The following is a 15,059-nucleotide window of genomic DNA, read 5'->3' on the forward strand; positions in this document are numbered from 1 at the left end:
CGGACCGCCCCGTCACACGGCGAACAGGGCGGTGAGCCGCGGGAGGCGGCGCGCGTTCTCCTCGTCGTCGTCGAAGTCCCACTGCTCGCCGGCGGGCTCGGTGCGTGCCCGTACCGACGACGTCCGCTCGCGCGCCGCGTAGTACGCCTCGTCGTCCTCGCCGGTCGCGCGGGACCACGCGTCCCTCACGAGCGAGTCCAGCGACTCGAACCCGAACCAGGGCGACCCGCCGTCGGCCATCGCGGCGACGACGGGATGGTCGGCGAGCGTGTCCGGGTCGGCCAGGGTGCGCTCGAACACCGCCCGGCCGGCGAGGACGAGCCCGTCGCGGAAGTCCCTGAACCCGTCGTCGCTGCACCCGCCCTCGACGAGGTAGGCCGCACCCCACACCGGCCAGGCGTAGGCGTCGTTCGCCACGTCTCCCGCCACGTCGACGAACGCCAGGATCTCGTCCGCGGTGAGGCGCTCGACGAGGAGGTCGGTGAGGGCGCCGGGCAGCGGGTCGTCCTCGGCACCGCGGTCGTCGGCACCCGCACCCGCCCGCTCACGCGCGGCGTCGACGATCTCCCAGAAGGTCTCTCGATCCATGCACCGGACGGTACGACCAGGCACCCACGGACGATCGCTCCCTGGCACGCCACTGTCCCGGAGCCGGATCTACGGGACCGTGCTGGCCCCGGTGCGGCGGACCCAGCGGCGCTGCCACGGCGTCTCGACGGCGCGGGGCCGGTAGTGCGCGCGAACCCAGGCGACGGCGTCGTCGGGACGGACGCCACCCCAGACGGCGAGGAGCGCGAGCGCCGTGCCGGTGCGGCCGGTCCCACCCCCGCAGGCGACCTCCACGCGCTCGTCGGGGGCCCGCTCGTACGCCTCGCGCAGCACCGCGACGGTGTCCGGCGTGGACCGCGGCAGCGCGAAGTCCGGCCACCGGACCCAGCACGACTCCCAGGGCTGCGACGGCGGCCGCCCTCCGGTGAGGTAGACGCCGAGCTCCGGCTCGTCGCCCGGCCCGGGCAGCCCCGCGCGCAGCCCGCGACCCCGCACGCGCCGTCCGTCGGGCAGCTCGAGGACGCCGTCGCCCCGTTCCCACGAACCCACGTGCCCCTCCTCGCCGACGAGGGCGCTCACCGACGCGAGGACCCCTTCTGGTACGGCCCGATCACGGCCTCGATCTCGGGCCACCGCTCTCCGAGACCGTAGCCGAGCAGGACGGGAGCGGTGCTCCAGACGCGAGCCGGCCGCCGGTCATGCGCCCGCGTGCCGCGCGAGGATCGCGTGCGCGTCGGTGCCGCGCGGCAGGACGCCGTACCCGTGGCCGCGGTCCTCGCCGAGCCGCGCGGCGACGAACGCGTCGGCCGTGCCCGACGGCGCGTGCCGCACCACGAGCGACGCCTGGAGCGCGAGGGCGAGCGACTCCACGACGCGACGGGCCTGCGCCTGCTGCGCCCCGGCGTCGGCCCCCGCGACCTCCGCGAGCAGACGGCGCGTGCGCGCGACGTGCGCGTCGAGGACCGGGTGCGCGCCCGCCGTCGTGGCGAGCTCCGCCTCGAACGCCGCGACGGACGCGGGCTCGCGGCCCATGGCGCGGAGCACGTCGAGCGCGATGACGTTGCCCGACCCCTCCCAGATCGCCATGACCGGCTGCTCGCGGTAGCGGCGCGCGAGCGGGAACGCCTCCGTGTACCCGTTGCCGCCCAGGCACTCCATCGCCTCGTACGCGTGGTGCGGCCCGCGCTTGCACACCCAGTACTTGCTCACGGCGGTCGCGAGGCGGCGGAACGCGCGGTCGTGCTCGGACTCGCCGTCGTGCGCGGCGGCGAGGTGCACCGACGTGAGCGTCGCGGCCTCGGACTCGAGCGCGAGGTCGGCGAGCACGGCGGTCATCGCGGGCTGGTCGACGAGCGCCGCGCCGAACGCGGTGCGGTGCCGCGCGTGCCACAGCGCCTCGGTGACCGCCTGGCGCATGCCCGCGGCCGAGCCGTGCACGCAGTCGAGCCGCGTGCGCGACACCATCTCGATGATCGTCCGCACGCCGCGCCCGGGCTCCCCGACGAGGAACCCGACGGTGCCGTCGAGCTCGATCTCCGACGACGCGTTCGACCGGTTGCCCAGCTTCTCCTTGAGGCGCTGGATGCGGAACACGTTGCGCGTGCCGTCCTCCAGCACGCGCGGCACGAGGAAGCACGACGGCGCGGCCTCCCCGCCGCGCGCGGTCCCGCCCGGGACCTGGGCGAGCACGAGGAACGCGTCGGACATCGGCGCCGAGCAGAACCACTTGTGCCCCGTGAGCAGGTAGGCGCCGTCGGCCCCGGCGGGCACGGCCGTCGTCGCGTTCGCGCGCACGTCCGAGCCGCCCTGCTTCTCCGTCATCGCCATGCCGACGAGCACCCCGGGCTTGCTGCCCGGGGCCGCGAGGGCGCCGTCGTAGCCGCGGGAGAGCAGGCGCGGCTCCCACACCGCGGCGAGCGACGGCGCGTGCCGCAGCGAGGGCACGGCCGCGTGCGTCATGGAGACCGGGCACGCGTGGCCCGGCTCGACCTGGGCGAACAGCGAGAAGACCGCGCCCCGCACGACGTTCGCCCCCGGCCCGGGCTCGGCCCACGCGCTCGTGTGCGCGCCGTGCGCGACGGCCGCCCCGATCACCTCGTGGTACGCCGGGTGGTACTCCACCTCGTCGATGCGGTGGCCCCGGCGGTCGTGCGTGCGCAGCACGGGCTCGTGGACGTTCGCGAGCTCGGCCGCGCGCTGGAAGTCCCCCGTCCCGACGAGCGCGCCGACCTCGACGAGCCGGTCCTCGCCCCACGCCCCGCCGTACGCGTGCACCGCCTCGCGCAGCACGGGGTGGTCGAGGTACTCGTTGACCCCCTCGCGCTCGGGCGGCTGGTTGGTCACGCGGTGGGTCGTGCGGGGCGCCGGGTGCGGGACGGCGGTCGCGGCGTCGGTGACGCCTGCGGTCCCGGTGGTGCCGGCGGCCCGGGTGGGGGTGTCGCTGCGGGTGTCGGTCGGGGTCACGGTGTCCTCCTGCGGCTCTGCGGGTGGCTCGGGGTCGGTGCGGCGGTGCTCGGGTGCGGCCCGGACGGGTGGGTCAGGCGGATGGGGGGTCGGGCGGGCAGGTCAGGCGGGGGCGGGCGCCACCGCCCGGGCGCCCACGGCACCCAGGCAGAAGCGCTGGATCGTGGCGACGACGGCGTCCCGCTCGCCGGGGGTCGGCCCGGGGCCCGTGGACCCGCCGTCGCGGGCCGCGGCGAGCGGCGACAGCGGACCGGTGAGCGACTCCCCGACCGCCCCGACGAGCGCGGTCGCGACGACCGCGACGTCCTGGTCGGGGATCTCGCCCGCCGCGACGCCGTCGCGCACGACGTCCGCGAACGTCGTCGCGTACGCGCGGCGGTACTCGAGACGCGCGGCATCGACGGCCGGGTCGACGGGCTCGAGCAGCAGCGCCCACGCGAGCGTCGGGCCGCGCAGCGCGCGCCGCGCGAACGTGTCGACGGCGCGGGCGAGGCGCACCGCGGTGCCGCCGCGGGGCGGGTCGTCCGGGCGTGCGGCGGCGGCCGCGCGCACCGCGTCGAGCTCGACGTCGGCCGCCTGGCGGAACACCGCGACGAGCAGGTCGGCCTTCGTCGGGAAGTAGGAGTAGACGCCGCCGGTGCTCACCCCGGCGCGCGCCGCGAGCGCCTGCACGCTCGCGCCGGCGAACCCGTGCTCGGCGACGATCGTCCGCGCCGCGTCGAGCAGGGCGTCGCGCTTGCGCTCGCGGGCGGCGCGCGTCGCCGGGGTCTCGCGGTAGGGCACGGGTCCTCCGTCGTCGTCGGGTGAACCGCCTCGGGGCGGCTTCCACGAAGAATTGAAGCATGATTCAATTCATCGCGGTACCGGCCGCCGGGCCGGAGGCGTCGAGGACGACGCCGCGCACGACGTCGAGGAGGACGACATGCACCTGGGCAGCATGCTCGAGAGCACGGCACGCAAGGTCCCGACCAAGGAGGCCCTCGTGCTGGGCGAGCGCCGGCTCACGTACGCCGAGCTCGACGCGGCCGCGCGCCGCGCGGCAGCCGTCTTCCGGGACGCCGGCGTGCGCCCCGGCGACCGCGTCACGGTCATGACCTACAACACGCCGGGATTCGTCGTCGCGGCGTTCGGCCTGTGGCGCGCGGGCGCCGTGCTCGTCCCCGTCAACCACAAGCTCCAGGCGCCCGAGGTCGCGCGGCTCGTCGCCCACAGCGGCGCCGTGCTGGGCGTCGCGGACGCGAGCCTCGCCCCCGTCGTGACCGCCGCCGCGCCCGCGGTGCCGTGGCTGTGGACGGAGGCGGACGCCGTCGGGCAGGACGCGGGAGGCGCGGAGGGGACGCCGGGGGACGACGACTTCGACGCGCTCGTCGCGGCCGCCGAGCCGTGGGACGGCGTGCCGCCCGACCAGGACACCATCGCCCAGGTGCTCTACACGTCCGGCACGACGGCGGCCCCCAAGGGCTGCGAGCACACCCACCGCGGGCTGAGCTCGGTCGCGGCCTACACGACGGCGGCCGTCGGGCTGCGCGCGGACGACCGCTTCCTCCTCGCGATGCCGATCTGGCACGCCTCGCCGCTCAACAACTGGTTCCTGTCGATGGTGTTCCTCGGCGGGACGACCGTGCTGCTGCGCGAGTACCACCCGATCGAGATGCTGCGGACCGTCGAGGCCGAGCGCACGACCGCGTTCTTCGGCGCGCCCATCGCGTACGTCGCGCCGCTCCAGGTCGCCGCCGCGCAGGGCATCGACCTGTCGACGTTCGACCTGTCGAGCGCGCGGCTGTGGCTCGCCGGGGGCGCGCCCGTCGGCGCCGACACCGTGCGGGCGATCCGCGCCGCCTACCCGGGCGAGCTGCACCAGGTCTACGGCATGAGCGAGATGGGGCCGGTCGGCGCCGCGCTCGGCCCGGCCGACCAGGAGCGCAAGGCGGGCTCGATCGGGCACGCGGGCATGCCCGGCGTCGACGTGCGGGTCGTGGACCTCGACGGGAACGACGTCGGCCCGGGCGGGACCGGGGAGATCTGGCTGCGGTCGGACACCCGGATGGTCGGCTACCTCGACGACCCGGAGGCGACCGAGGCCGTGCTGGTCGGCGACTGGTACCGCACCGGCGACGTCGTGCGCGTCGACGAGGACGGGTACCTGTTCATCGTCGACCGGCTCAAGGACGTCATCATCACGGGCGGCGAGAACGTCTACTCCCAGGAGGTCGAGGAGGCGCTGCGCGGCTCCCCGGAGGTCGCGGACGTCGCCGTCGTCGGGCGGCCGCACGCCGACTGGGGCGAGACGGTCGTCGCGTTCGTCGTCCCCGCGCCCGGCGCCGAGCCGACGCTCGACTCGCTGCGCGCGTTCCTCGCCGACCGGCTCGCACGCTACAAGGTGCCGCGCGACGTCGCGCTCGTGACCGAGCTCCCCCGCAACCCCTCCGGCAAGCTCACGAAGCACGTCCTGCGGTCACGCGTGCGGGAGGGGACGACGGTGGCGTGAGGCCAGGGCCTCAGGGGCGCGCGTGCTCGAAGATCACCGTCGTGCTCGTCCCCGCCACCTCGGGGCGCACGCTGAGCGTCCGGGACACCAGGTCGCGCAGCGCGTCCGAGTCGGCGACCGCGACGTGCAGCAGGAAGTCGCGGTCGCCGGTGACGAAGAAGACGCCCTCGACGTCGGGCAGCGTCAGCAGGTAGTCGCGGAACGCCTCCAGGCCCTTGCGCGCCCCGGCCTGGAGGCGGATCGCGATGAGCGCCTCGAGCCCCCGGCCGAGCGCCGCGGGGTCGACGTCGGCCCGGAAGCCCCGGATCACGCCGCGGTCCACGAGGGCCCGGACGCGCGCGTGGCACGTCGAGGCGGCGATCCCCACCCGGGCGGCGACCGCCGCGTTCGTGGCACGCGCGTCGGTCGCGAGGACGTCGAGGATGCGGCGGTCGACGTCGTCCAGCGCGGGCGGTCGAAGATCCTTCGGCACGGTGGGCCTCCCCTGGTCGGTGGGCGAACGTCGGGACGGCGGCGGCAGCCCCGAGCGACGATCCTTCGGCACATCTTGCCGCACACCGAAGGATCCACCACGCTGTGAGTCGTGCGGCACCATCCCGCCGCACACCAGCCACGCGCCCGCCTCGCCACCCGCGGGGCGGGCGTCGGTCGAAGGAGCCCGGCGTGAGCACGACCTCTCGTCCCCGTCCCCGTTCCCGCGACGCCCGGTCGGCACCCCCCGGCCGCGCGCCTCGCACGGCCGTCGTCGTCGGCGCCGGCATGGTGGGGCTCGCCACCGCGTGGCACCTCCAGGAGCAGGGCGTCGAGGTGACCGTCGTCGACCGCGAGGGCGTCGCCGCGGGCTCCTCGTGGGGCAACGCCGGGTGGCTCACCCCCGGCATGGCGATGCCGCTCGCCGACCCGTCCCTGTGGACGTACGGGCCGCGCGCCCTCCTCGACCCCGCCGCTCCCCTGCACGTCCCGCTGCGGTTCGACCCGCGCCTGTGGACGTTCTTCGCGCGCTTCATGGCGCACGCGACGCAGGCCCGCTGGGACCGCGCGATGGCGGCCCTCACCCCGATCGACCGCGTCGCGCTCGACGCGTTCGACGAGCTCGCCGCGGGCGGCAGCCTCGGCCACGGCGTCGAGGCCGGCACGACGCCCGGCCCGTTCACCGTCGCGTTCGAGCACGTGCGCGAGGCCCGGCCCTTCCTGCGCGAGCTCGAGCACGTCGCCGCCGCCGGGCAGACCGTCCCCGTCCGGCGCGTCGAGGCCGGGGAGCGCGCGCACCAGCTCACCGACCGCGTCTCCACCGTCTACGCCCTCGAGGGCCAGCGCTTCCTCGAGCCCGGACCGTACGTCCACGCGCTCGCCGACTCCGTGCGCGCCCGCGGCGGCACCATCCTCACCGGCCTCGACGTGCTCGACGTCGAGCCCGGCCGCCTCGGCGCGTGCGTCTTCGCGCGCGCCGTGCACCCCGACGCCGCCCGGCACCCCGCCCTCGTGGGCGCCGGGGCGAGCAGCGGGTCCGGGGCGACCGACGGCGTCGGGCCGGACGCCGGGGTGCCGCGCCGGGCCGGCTCCCCCGCCGACCGCGAGGAGGGCGTCGTGCTGCGGGGCGACGCCGTCGTGCTCGCGACCGGCGCGTGGCTGCCGTCGCTCGCCGCGCCGCTCGGCGTGCGCACGCGCGTGCAGGCCGGACGCGGCTACTCGTTCACCGTGAAGACCGACGAGCCCGTCGAGACGCCGATCTACCTGCCCGCGCGCCGCGTCGCGTGCACGCCCTACCAGGGCCGGTTCCGCGTCGCGGGGACCATGGAGTTCCGCGGCCCGGACGAGCCGCTCCAGCCCCGGCGGATCGAGGCGATCCTCGCGTCCGTACGACACCTGTTCCAGGGCGTCGACCTCGACGACCGGCACGACGAGTGGGTCGGCTCGCGCCCCGTCACGCCCGACGGCCTGCCGCTCGTCGGCGCGACGCGCACGCGCGGCGTCTACGTCGCGGGCGGCCACGGCATGTGGGGCATGGTGCTCGGGCCCGCGACCGGCCGGGCGCTCGCCCACCTCGTGACGACCGGCGAGACCCCCGACGAGATCCGCGCGTTCGACCCGCTGCGCTGAGCCCGGCGGCCGCGTGGTCTCGGACGGCTCCCGGCCCCCGGCTCGCGGCTCGCGGCTGGCCGAGCCCGGCCGAAAGACCCTGTCGGGCGGGGCCGCCACGTTCTAGCGTGGTCGGCATGACCGTGCGAGAGGAGCACCGGGCCGCGCTGCGCGCGCTCGACGGCGACCCGGCGGCGGTGCGCGCGCACCTCACCGCGGGGTCGGGGCTGCCGGGCCCGCGCGCGAACCTCGAGCTCCTGGGCGCGTTCGCCGACGTCGCGCCCGTCGAGCTCGTGCGCGCCCTGGCCGACGACCCCGACGAGTACCTCCGGTGCTGCGGGACGTGCGGGCTGGGCCGGCTCGTCGTCGAGGCCTCCGCCGACGCGCGCGCGGAGCCGACCGACCGGCTGCGCGCCCGCGCGTCGGACGGGTCGTGGCGCGTCCGTGAGGCCGCCGCGATGGCGCTCCAACGGATCGGCGACGCCGAGCCCGCCACGCTCCGCGCGCTCGTCGCGTCGTGGGTCGCCGACCCCGACCCGCTGGTCCGCCGCGCCGCCGTCGCCGGGATCTGCGAGCCGCGCCTCCTGCGGGACCCGTCGACCGCGACCGCCGCGCTCGACGCGTGCGCGGCCGCGACCGCCTCGATCGGCGCGCTCCCCGACGACGCGCGCCGCGACCCCGACGTGCGCACGCTGCGCCAGGCCCTCGGGTACTGCTGGAGCGTCGCCGTCGTCGGGGACCCGGCCACCGGCGTGCCGCGGTTCGCGGCGCTGCGCGGGTCGTCGGACCCGGACGTGGCGTGGGTCGTGCGCGAGAACGAGAAGAAGGCGCGCCTGCGCCGCGTGCTCGACCCCGCGTCCTGACCGGCGCCGGGAGCCGCCCCGGCGAGGGCGTGCCGGCGACGGCGTTCCGACGACGGCGGCCCGGCGACGGCGGCCCAGAGAGGTCGAGCCCGAGGAGTCTTGCGTCCCTTCGCGCGCGCCTATATGTTTAACCGAAATACTAATCACGACGAAGGAGTCCGATGAGCAGCACGACCGAGCCGACGACGAGGATGGCCGAGCTCTCCGCCACGGACGAGGACCTCCGCAGCCTGCTCTCCGGCGGATGGCTGCGCTACCGCACGTCGCCCGCGCTGCAGGAGCTGACCCGCGACGCGCACGCGACGTGCGCCCGCATCGGGCGCGTGTACTTCGAGGACGTCGACGAGGCACGCCGCCTCTTCCACCGGCTCGTCCCCGGCGCCGAGGAGGGGATCGACTTCCGCCCGCCGCTGACGATCGACTACGGCGACCGGCTGCTGATCGGCGCGCGCACCTTCATCAACGCCGACTTCATGGTCATCGGCGGCGGCCTCGTCACGATCGGCCCGGACTGCCTCATCGGCCCGCGCTGCTCGATCTACACGCCGAACCACGCCGAAGACGTCGTCCGTCGCCGCGAGGGCTGGGAGCGCCCCGAGCCCGTCACGATCGGGAGCAACGTGTGGATCGGCGGCTCGGTCACCATCACGCCCGGCGTGACGATCGGCGACGACAGCATCATCGGGGCCGGGTCCGTGGTCACGCGGGACATCCCCGCGGGCGTCGTCGCGGTCGGCAACCCGTGCCGACCCGTCCGCGCGATCACGACGGACCCCGCGGACACCACCGCCCGCTGAACGGCACCCGCGCCCGGGCGACGGCGCCCGGCGCGCACGACGACGCAGTCACCGACCAGCCGGCGCCCGGCGCCGGCGGAGAGCAGGAGCCATGCAGTGTGCAGAGTGCGGGACCACCCCCCGCGACAGCCGGGTCGCGACGGCCGTGTGCAGCGAGTGCGGCGCGGCCACGTGCGCGGAGCACACCCACGAGGTGAGGATCCGGATCCCCGCCACCTCCGTGGGGAACCCCGTCGTGCGGACGGCACGACGCCTGCGGTGCAGCGAGTGCACCCACCTGGCGGAGCCGCTGGAGCAGGTCCGGCGGTAGCCGCCCGGCGCTCCCCTCGGGCCTCGGCACTCGTGCCCCCTGGGGAGCACGTCGCTCGGGCCCCGCACGGTCCACTCCCGTGCGGGGCCCGAGCGACGTCGGTCGACCGTCAGGCGGTCAGCCGCAGTCGAGCGCGTCGTACGCGACGTCGTACCGGCCGTCGCGCCCGTCCGTCGACGCGGTCACCGTGACGGTCCCCGCCTCGAGCCGGGCCGCGCGCACGGCGAACGACTGGTAGCCGGAGCGCTCGGGCGCGACCGCCGCGAAGTCCCGGCTGCCGTACGCCGTGACGACGGCGAGGTCGACCGCGGACGGCTCCTCGTTCGTCGCACGCACGGCGAGGTACGCGGTGCCCGCCAGGCAGCGCGGCTGCACCTGGACCTCCACCGCGACGCCCGGCGAGGACGCCCCGTTGCTCACGTCGAGCACGAGGGGCGCGAGGGCCAGGGTGTCCAGGTTCGGGGCCCAGCCCGTGGCGTTGCCGAGCGTCAGGGCACCGTCGTCGGTGGTCAGGTCCAGGGCCACCGTGTGGGTCCAGAAACCCTTCCACGAGTAGTTGTGCCGGAAGGCGCCGCGCGTGGTGCCGCCGCCGGCCTCGCTCACGTCGAGGAAGCGCGTGATGACGTCGGTGTTGTACGCGTGCCCGGTGTTCTTCTCCGCGTTCGCGTACCGCACCACGAGGTCGTACTGGCCAGCGCCCACGCCCTCCGCGCGCGGCCACACGGCGACGCTCTGCTCGCTGCCGCCCAGCCAGGAGACCTGCCGTCCCGACACGTCGGTCGGCTGCGCGACCGACTCCAGCCGCGCACCGCCCGAGAGCTGGAGCACGTCCTCGGCCTCGACCGTCTCGACCGACGCGTCCGACCCTGCCGCACGCGTGGTCGTCAGCGCACCGAGCGAGATGCCGCCGGGCGCGCTGACCGCGAGCTCCGTGATCCCCTGCGCGAGGTGCACCCGCGCCGACGAGGTGCGCGCGCCGGCGGCGTCGGCCTCGAGGCCCACGACCTCCCGGCCGTTGAGCCGCAGGCCCACCGTGGTCGGTGCGTCCGCGGAGTAGTCGAGCGTGACGTCGTAGTACCCCGTCTCGCGCGCGGCCACGTAGAACGTCGCGGTGCCGTCGCCGCCGACCTGCACCCGCCCGGCCTCTCCGGCGTCGTAGGAGACCGACGCGCCCTGCAGACGGGCGAGGTGGGCAGGGTAGGTCGTCGTGTCCGGGCCGTCCACCCGCTCGAGGTCGAACCGGTCGAGCGTGACGTTCGCCCCGGGCAGCACGGTCGACCCGTCGGCGCTCGCGCGCACCGACAGCTCGCGCGCACCCGCCTCGAGCTCCACCAGGACCTCCGCCTTGCCGCGATAGGAGTCCGAGAACCCCGCCTCGTAGCGGATCGTCCCCGCCGGAGCCCCGTCGACGAACAGCGCGTGCGAGCCCGGCCCCACGTTCGGCCCGTTCACCCCCGCGATGACGCCCAGGCGGTACGTGCCCGTCGTCGGGACGTCGACCGTCCACGACGCCGACGCGCCCGCCGTCGTGAACCCGCGCACGTCCTTGGCGCCCGAGGCCGCGAACGTCCACGCGTCACCGGCCGGCCGGTCCACGACCGTCAGCCCGGACAGCCGGGTCGACTCCGCCTCCACGCGCTGCCTCCACGTCGTGTCCGCCACGGGCGCCTCGTCGAGGGCCGGCGTCACCACGACCTGGTAGGCGGAGTGACGGTCGTCGTTCGGGACGACGACCTGCACCGCGCCGTCGACCACCGATGCGCGCTCGGCGACCACGACCGGCGGCGCCAGGGCCTCGCCCTCCTGCCCGGTGAACTCCGCCCGGCGCACCTGGACGTCGACCTCGTCGCCGAAGACCTCCGTGTCGACCCCCGACACGTCGAGGCGGACGTCCTTCGAGCCGCCGCCGAAGAGCACCGTCGCCTGGCGCTTCTCGGCGTCCACGGCGGCGAGCCCCTGCAGCGTGTCGACCGTGTTCAGCGCCGGCGGGGTGAGCTCCACGGTCTCCCCCGTGAGGTCGCCGTACCACTTGAGCAGCCACCACGCGCCGTTCGCGCCGTTGTTCTTGGCCATGTTGTCGTTGAGGTTGCCCGCGAACGTCCAGTACGCCGTCTGGGCGTCGACCTTCTCGTCCTCGAACATCGAGATCCACTGCACCAGCTGGCCGGGCACGCCCATGTCGCGGCGCATCGCGTACTCCGTGATGTTCACGGGCAGCGGGCCGACGCCGACCTCCTGCTCGATCCGGCGGAACTCGGCGAGGTGCGAGCGGAAGGTCGCGAGGTTCTCGACCCCGAGCTCGTGCCAGGTCCACATGTCCGGCAGGACGTCGTTGGCCTTCGCGTAGGTGAGGATCTGACGGGTGCTCGTCCCGTGCCACCACGCGTCACCGGGGCCGGCGATCCTCGCCTCCGGGTAGACCTCCTTGATGGTCTCGTAGGCGGCCTTCCAGTCCGCGAGGAACGTGTCCCGCATGACGTTCCAGTCGCCGTACCAGTTGATGCCGTCGGGCTCGTTGAACGGCGTGAAGACGTACCGCTCGGGGTAGTCGGACTCCTCGACGATGCTCGTCACGACGGTGCGGACGATGTCGAGGTACGTGTCGAAGTCCTCGGGACGCTTGCCGCCGTTGTAGGCCCAGTCGGGGTAGTAGTCCTGGATGTTCACCATCAGGTACTCGCCCCCGTTCTCGAAGAGCGAGCGCTCGACGTCGAGCGGGTCCCCGTTGGGGTGCTGCGCGCCGTGCGGCGCCTTCTGGGTGACGTTGGTCGGCCGGGCCCCCGCGATGATCGGGTCGGTGGGCACGCCGTCGTCGCCCAGCCCGTAGAGCATGCCCGAGGCTCCGCCCTGCACCGCGCCCGTCGACGCTGCCAGGTCGACGGCCAGGACCTCCACGTCCTCCGCGGCCGCCGCGCCGGGCAGCACGGTCACCGCGCCGGTCGCCACGACCACGGACGCGGTCAGCCCCGCCGTGAGCCGGCGGAGCATCCTGCGCCCGCCGTCCGCTCTCCTGCCGTGCATCTGTCCACACTCCTTCGTGCTGTCGGGGAGCGGGGCGGCCGGGACGACCGCCCCGCCGACGGGGTGCGGCGACTCCGCCGCACCGCGCCGTCGTGCTGGTGCTCAGTCCGCGAGGACCGCGTTGATCTGCTCGTTGGCCTCGGTCAGCGACGACGCGTCCGTGTTCCCGAGCGCGATGTCCTCGAAGGCGACCGACGCGATCGCGTTCACCTCGCCGGCCCGGACGGTGATCGGCGGGAGGAACGTGCGCCCGTCCTCGCGGTAGCTGAAGAACGCCGAGACGTCCCAGCCCTTCGCGTCGAAGGCCTCCAGCGCCTTGTCGGCCGAGCCGGGGATCGCGGGGAACACGACGGCATGCTCGGCGACGACGTCCTGGCACGCGCTCGACCCGAGGTACTTGACCCACTCCCACGCAGCGTCCTGCTTCTTCGACGACGCGCTGATCGAGTCGGCGACGCCGTTGAAGAGCGAGGCGCGGTCACCCGTCGGCCCGACCGGGCCGGGCGCGATCCCGACGTCGACGCCCTCGAGCGCCTTGAAGGTCCCCGTCGCCCACGAGCCGTTGGTGCCCATGGCGACCTTGCCGGAGCCCACCTGGGTGAGCGTCTCCTCGGAGAACACCCCGGCGGCCGGCGCGTAGCCCTTGTCCGCGAGGCCGTAGAACCAGTCGACGGTCTTCTGGAACTCGGGGTCGTCGAAGTTGTAGCGCGTGCCCCACGGGTTCTGGTCGAGGTAGTCCCAGTCGAGCGACCCCGTGAAGTTCGCCCACTGCATCTGGCCCGTCTCCTCGAAGTTCGGGTTGATGCCCAGGCCGTAGACCGCGACGTTCGACTTGTCGAACCCGGCCTCGTCACCGCGCACGCCGTTCGCGTCCACCGTCAGGTGCGCGACGATCTGCTCGAACGTGCCGCCGTCGTCGGGATTCCAGTCGGCGGCCCAGAGATCCTCCGCCGTGTAGCCCGCGTCGGCGACGAGCGCCTCGTTGTAGAAGAACGCGGTCGTGTCCCAGTCCTTCGGCAGGCCGTAGAGCGAGCCGTCGGCATACCGCCACGGGTCGACGAGGCCCTCCGCGTAGACCGACGTGTCGACCGAGTCCTCCTCCACGAGGTCGTCGAGCGCGACGATCTGGCCCTGCGCCGCGAACTCGCCGTACTTCGACAGGTGGTCGACGAACACGTCCGGGCCGGAGCCGCCCACGAAGGAGGCGGTGAGCTTCGTCCAGTAGTCGTCCCAGGCGAACTGCTCGATCTTGATCGTGATGTCCGGGTTTTGCTCCGTGAACGCGGCCGCGCACTCCTGGTACGCGGGCACCTGGTTCGAGTCCCAGAGCCAGTACGAGACCTGCTCGCCCGACCCTCCCGAGCCCGAGCCGCCTCCCGACGAGCACGCACCGAGGGCCAGGACCAGGCACCCCGCCACCACGACGTGGACAGACTTTCGCATCGTTGTTCCCTTTCGCAGACATCCGCGTCGATGGTGCGGAATGGTTGTCGGGTCCGACGGCCGCCGGCCCGTGCCCCCTGGTGCCGAGCGGCTACTTGATCCCGGTGAAGCCGATCGAGTTGACGATCCTCTTCGCGAAGGCGAGGAAGAGCAGGAGCATCGGCAGCGCTGCGAGCAGCGTCGCCGCCATCAGCCCCGCCCAGTCCGGGGACGCCTGGGGGGACTGCGCCCGGAAGATCCCGAGCGCGAGGGTCAGGACTCGTGAGTCGTCGGACTGGCTCACGAGCAGGGGCCACAGGTAGTCGTTCCAGGCCGTGATGTACGTGAGGACCGCGAGCGTCACCACGGCGGGCGACGCCATGGGCAGCACGATGGTGAAGAACGTCCGGAACCGGCCCGCGCCGTCGAGCTTTGCCGCCTCCTCGATCTCGAAGCTGATCCCGGCGAAGAACTGGCGGAGGAAGAACACCGCGAACGGCGTCATGAGCATCGTGGGGAGCGCGATGCCGGGCAGCGTGTCGAGCAGTCCGAGGTCGCGCACGAGCAGGAAGTTCGGCAGCAGCGTGAAGATGGTCGGGACCATCAGGCCGGCGAGGAAGACCGCGTAGACGGCGTCGCGCCCCGGCCAGCGCAGCCGCGCGAACGCGTACGCCGCCATCGCCGAGAAGAACACCTGGCACACGGTGACGAGCGTCGCGACCACGACGGAGTTCACCAGGTAGCGCGGGAAGTCCATCGAGGCGCCGGACCCGCCGTCCGCGAGCGACTCCTGCGCGGTGGCGAGCCCGAGCGCGCGGCGGAAGCCCTCCCCGCTGAACCCGACCGGCAGCGGGTCGGCCGCTCCTCCCGGCAGCGCGGCGTTCGTGGACAGCGCGGTGCGGAGCATCCAGTAGAAGGGGAAGAGCGTCACGACCAGGAGGAGCGTGAGGACGGCCCAGCCGAGGACCCGGCCCGGCGTGGTGCGACGTCGGCGCCGACGGGGTGCCGGCTCGGGGTGGGCAGGTCCGGTCGGCGTGGCGACGGGAGCGGGAGCTGTGGTGGTCATC

Annotated in this window: 12 protein-coding genes; 4 read left to right on the forward strand and 8 right to left on the reverse strand. The window is 74.7% G+C overall.

The genetic code is table 11. The annotated features are described in order from the left end of the window. Window positions 1-12: 12 nt before the first annotated feature. From B9L22_RS05720 to B9L22_RS05735, 4 genes are all read right to left on the reverse strand, one after another. Window positions 13-588 (reverse strand): DUF4240 domain-containing protein, encoded by a 576-nt coding sequence (locus tag B9L22_RS05720; RefSeq protein WP_086149503.1) that lies wholly within the window; start codon window positions 586-588, stop codon window positions 13-15. Window positions 589-657: 69 nt separating this feature from the next. Continuing rightward, window positions 658-1,128 carry a protein-tyrosine phosphatase family protein gene (locus B9L22_RS05725; protein WP_233139751.1) on the reverse strand — a complete coding sequence of 157 codons (471 nt, stop codon included), beginning with the start codon at window positions 1,126-1,128 and terminating at the stop codon, window positions 658-660. Window positions 1,129-1,245: 117 nt separating this feature from the next. Next, window positions 1,246-3,012, reverse strand: coding sequence for an acyl-CoA dehydrogenase family protein (locus B9L22_RS05730; protein WP_086149504.1), 1,767 nt, complete (start codon window positions 3,010-3,012; stop codon window positions 1,246-1,248). A gap of 102 nt (window positions 3,013-3,114) precedes the next feature. After that, on the reverse strand, window positions 3,115-3,795 hold the full coding sequence (locus B9L22_RS05735; protein WP_086149505.1) for a TetR/AcrR family transcriptional regulator: 681 nt from the start codon (window positions 3,793-3,795) through the stop codon (window positions 3,115-3,117). 139 nt (window positions 3,796-3,934) lie between these two features. On the opposite strand from B9L22_RS05735, the gene B9L22_RS05740 reads away from it, so the two are divergent. Continuing rightward, entirely contained in the window at window positions 3,935-5,500 is a 1,566-nt protein-coding gene (locus B9L22_RS05740; RefSeq protein ID WP_086149506.1) for a class I adenylate-forming enzyme family protein, read from the forward strand. Between the two features lie 10 nt (window positions 5,501-5,510). Here the strand turns inward: B9L22_RS05740 and B9L22_RS05745 are convergent, their stop codons facing one another. Beyond that, window positions 5,511-5,972, reverse strand: coding sequence for an Lrp/AsnC family transcriptional regulator (locus B9L22_RS05745; protein WP_021482652.1), 462 nt, complete (start codon window positions 5,970-5,972; stop codon window positions 5,511-5,513). Between the two features lie 191 nt (window positions 5,973-6,163). Between B9L22_RS05745 and B9L22_RS05750 the strand changes: the two genes are divergently transcribed. The 3 genes from B9L22_RS05750 (at window position 6,164) to B9L22_RS05760 (ending at window position 9,239) form a co-directional block, all read left to right on the forward strand. After that, on the forward strand, window positions 6,164-7,600 hold the full coding sequence (locus B9L22_RS05750) for an FAD-binding oxidoreductase (RefSeq protein ID WP_143317084.1): 1,437 nt from the start codon (window positions 6,164-6,166) through the stop codon (window positions 7,598-7,600). A gap of 116 nt (window positions 7,601-7,716) precedes the next feature. Continuing rightward, window positions 7,717-8,442 (forward strand): HEAT repeat domain-containing protein, encoded by a 726-nt coding sequence (locus B9L22_RS05755; RefSeq protein WP_086149707.1) that lies wholly within the window; start codon window positions 7,717-7,719, stop codon window positions 8,440-8,442. A 161-nt stretch (window positions 8,443-8,603) separates the two neighbouring features. Then, window positions 8,604-9,239: a sugar O-acetyltransferase gene (locus tag B9L22_RS05760; protein WP_086149509.1), complete on the forward strand. Its 636-nt coding sequence runs from the start codon at window positions 8,604-8,606 to the stop codon at window positions 9,237-9,239. A 427-nt stretch (window positions 9,240-9,666) separates the two neighbouring features. Here the strand turns inward: B9L22_RS05760 and B9L22_RS05770 are convergent, their stop codons facing one another. The 3 genes from B9L22_RS05770 to B9L22_RS05780 all read right to left on the reverse strand — a co-directional run bounded on the left by B9L22_RS05770 (window position 9,667) and on the right by B9L22_RS05780 (window position 15,058). Beyond that, on the reverse strand, window positions 9,667-12,570 hold the full coding sequence (locus B9L22_RS05770) for a hypothetical protein (RefSeq protein ID WP_198947206.1): 2,904 nt from the start codon (window positions 12,568-12,570) through the stop codon (window positions 9,667-9,669). A 102-nt stretch (window positions 12,571-12,672) separates the two neighbouring features. After that, a complete protein-coding gene (locus tag B9L22_RS05775) occupies window positions 12,673-14,013 on the reverse strand; it encodes an ABC transporter substrate-binding protein (RefSeq protein WP_086149511.1) in 1,341 nt (446 codons plus the stop codon). 91 nt (window positions 14,014-14,104) lie between these two features. After that, a complete protein-coding gene (locus B9L22_RS05780) occupies window positions 14,105-15,058 on the reverse strand; it encodes a carbohydrate ABC transporter permease (protein WP_086149512.1) in 954 nt (317 codons plus the stop codon). Window position 15,059: the final 1 nt, after the last annotated feature.

It is taken from the genome of Cellulosimicrobium sp. KWT-B, assembly GCF_002127155.1.
Lineage (GTDB): Bacteria > Actinomycetota > Actinomycetes > Actinomycetales > Cellulomonadaceae > Cellulosimicrobium > Cellulosimicrobium funkei.

Bases quoted from the DNA above. Each gene is read 5' to 3' on its own strand.
- B9L22_RS05720 (WP_086149503.1), bottom strand. From the start codon at position 588: ATGGATCGAGAGACCTTCTGGGAGATCGTCGACGCCGCGCGTGAGCGG.
- B9L22_RS05740 (WP_086149506.1), top strand. From the start codon at position 3,935: ATGCACCTGGGCAGCATGCTCGAGAGCACGGCACGCAAGGTCCCGACC.
- B9L22_RS05755 (WP_086149707.1), top strand. From the start codon at position 7,717: ATGACCGTGCGAGAGGAGCACCGGGCCGCGCTGCGCGCGCTCGACGGC.
- B9L22_RS05770 (WP_198947206.1), bottom strand. From the start codon at position 12,570: ATGCACGGCAGGAGAGCGGACGGCGGGCGCAGGATGCTCCGCCGGCTC.
- B9L22_RS05760 (WP_086149509.1), top strand. From the start codon at position 8,604: ATGAGCAGCACGACCGAGCCGACGACGAGGATGGCCGAGCTCTCCGCC.
- B9L22_RS05775 (WP_086149511.1), bottom strand. From the start codon at position 14,013: ATGCGAAAGTCTGTCCACGTCGTGGTGGCGGGGTGCCTGGTCCTGGCC.
- B9L22_RS05780 (WP_086149512.1), bottom strand. From the start codon at position 15,058: ATGACCACCACAGCTCCCGCTCCCGTCGCCACGCCGACCGGACCTGCC.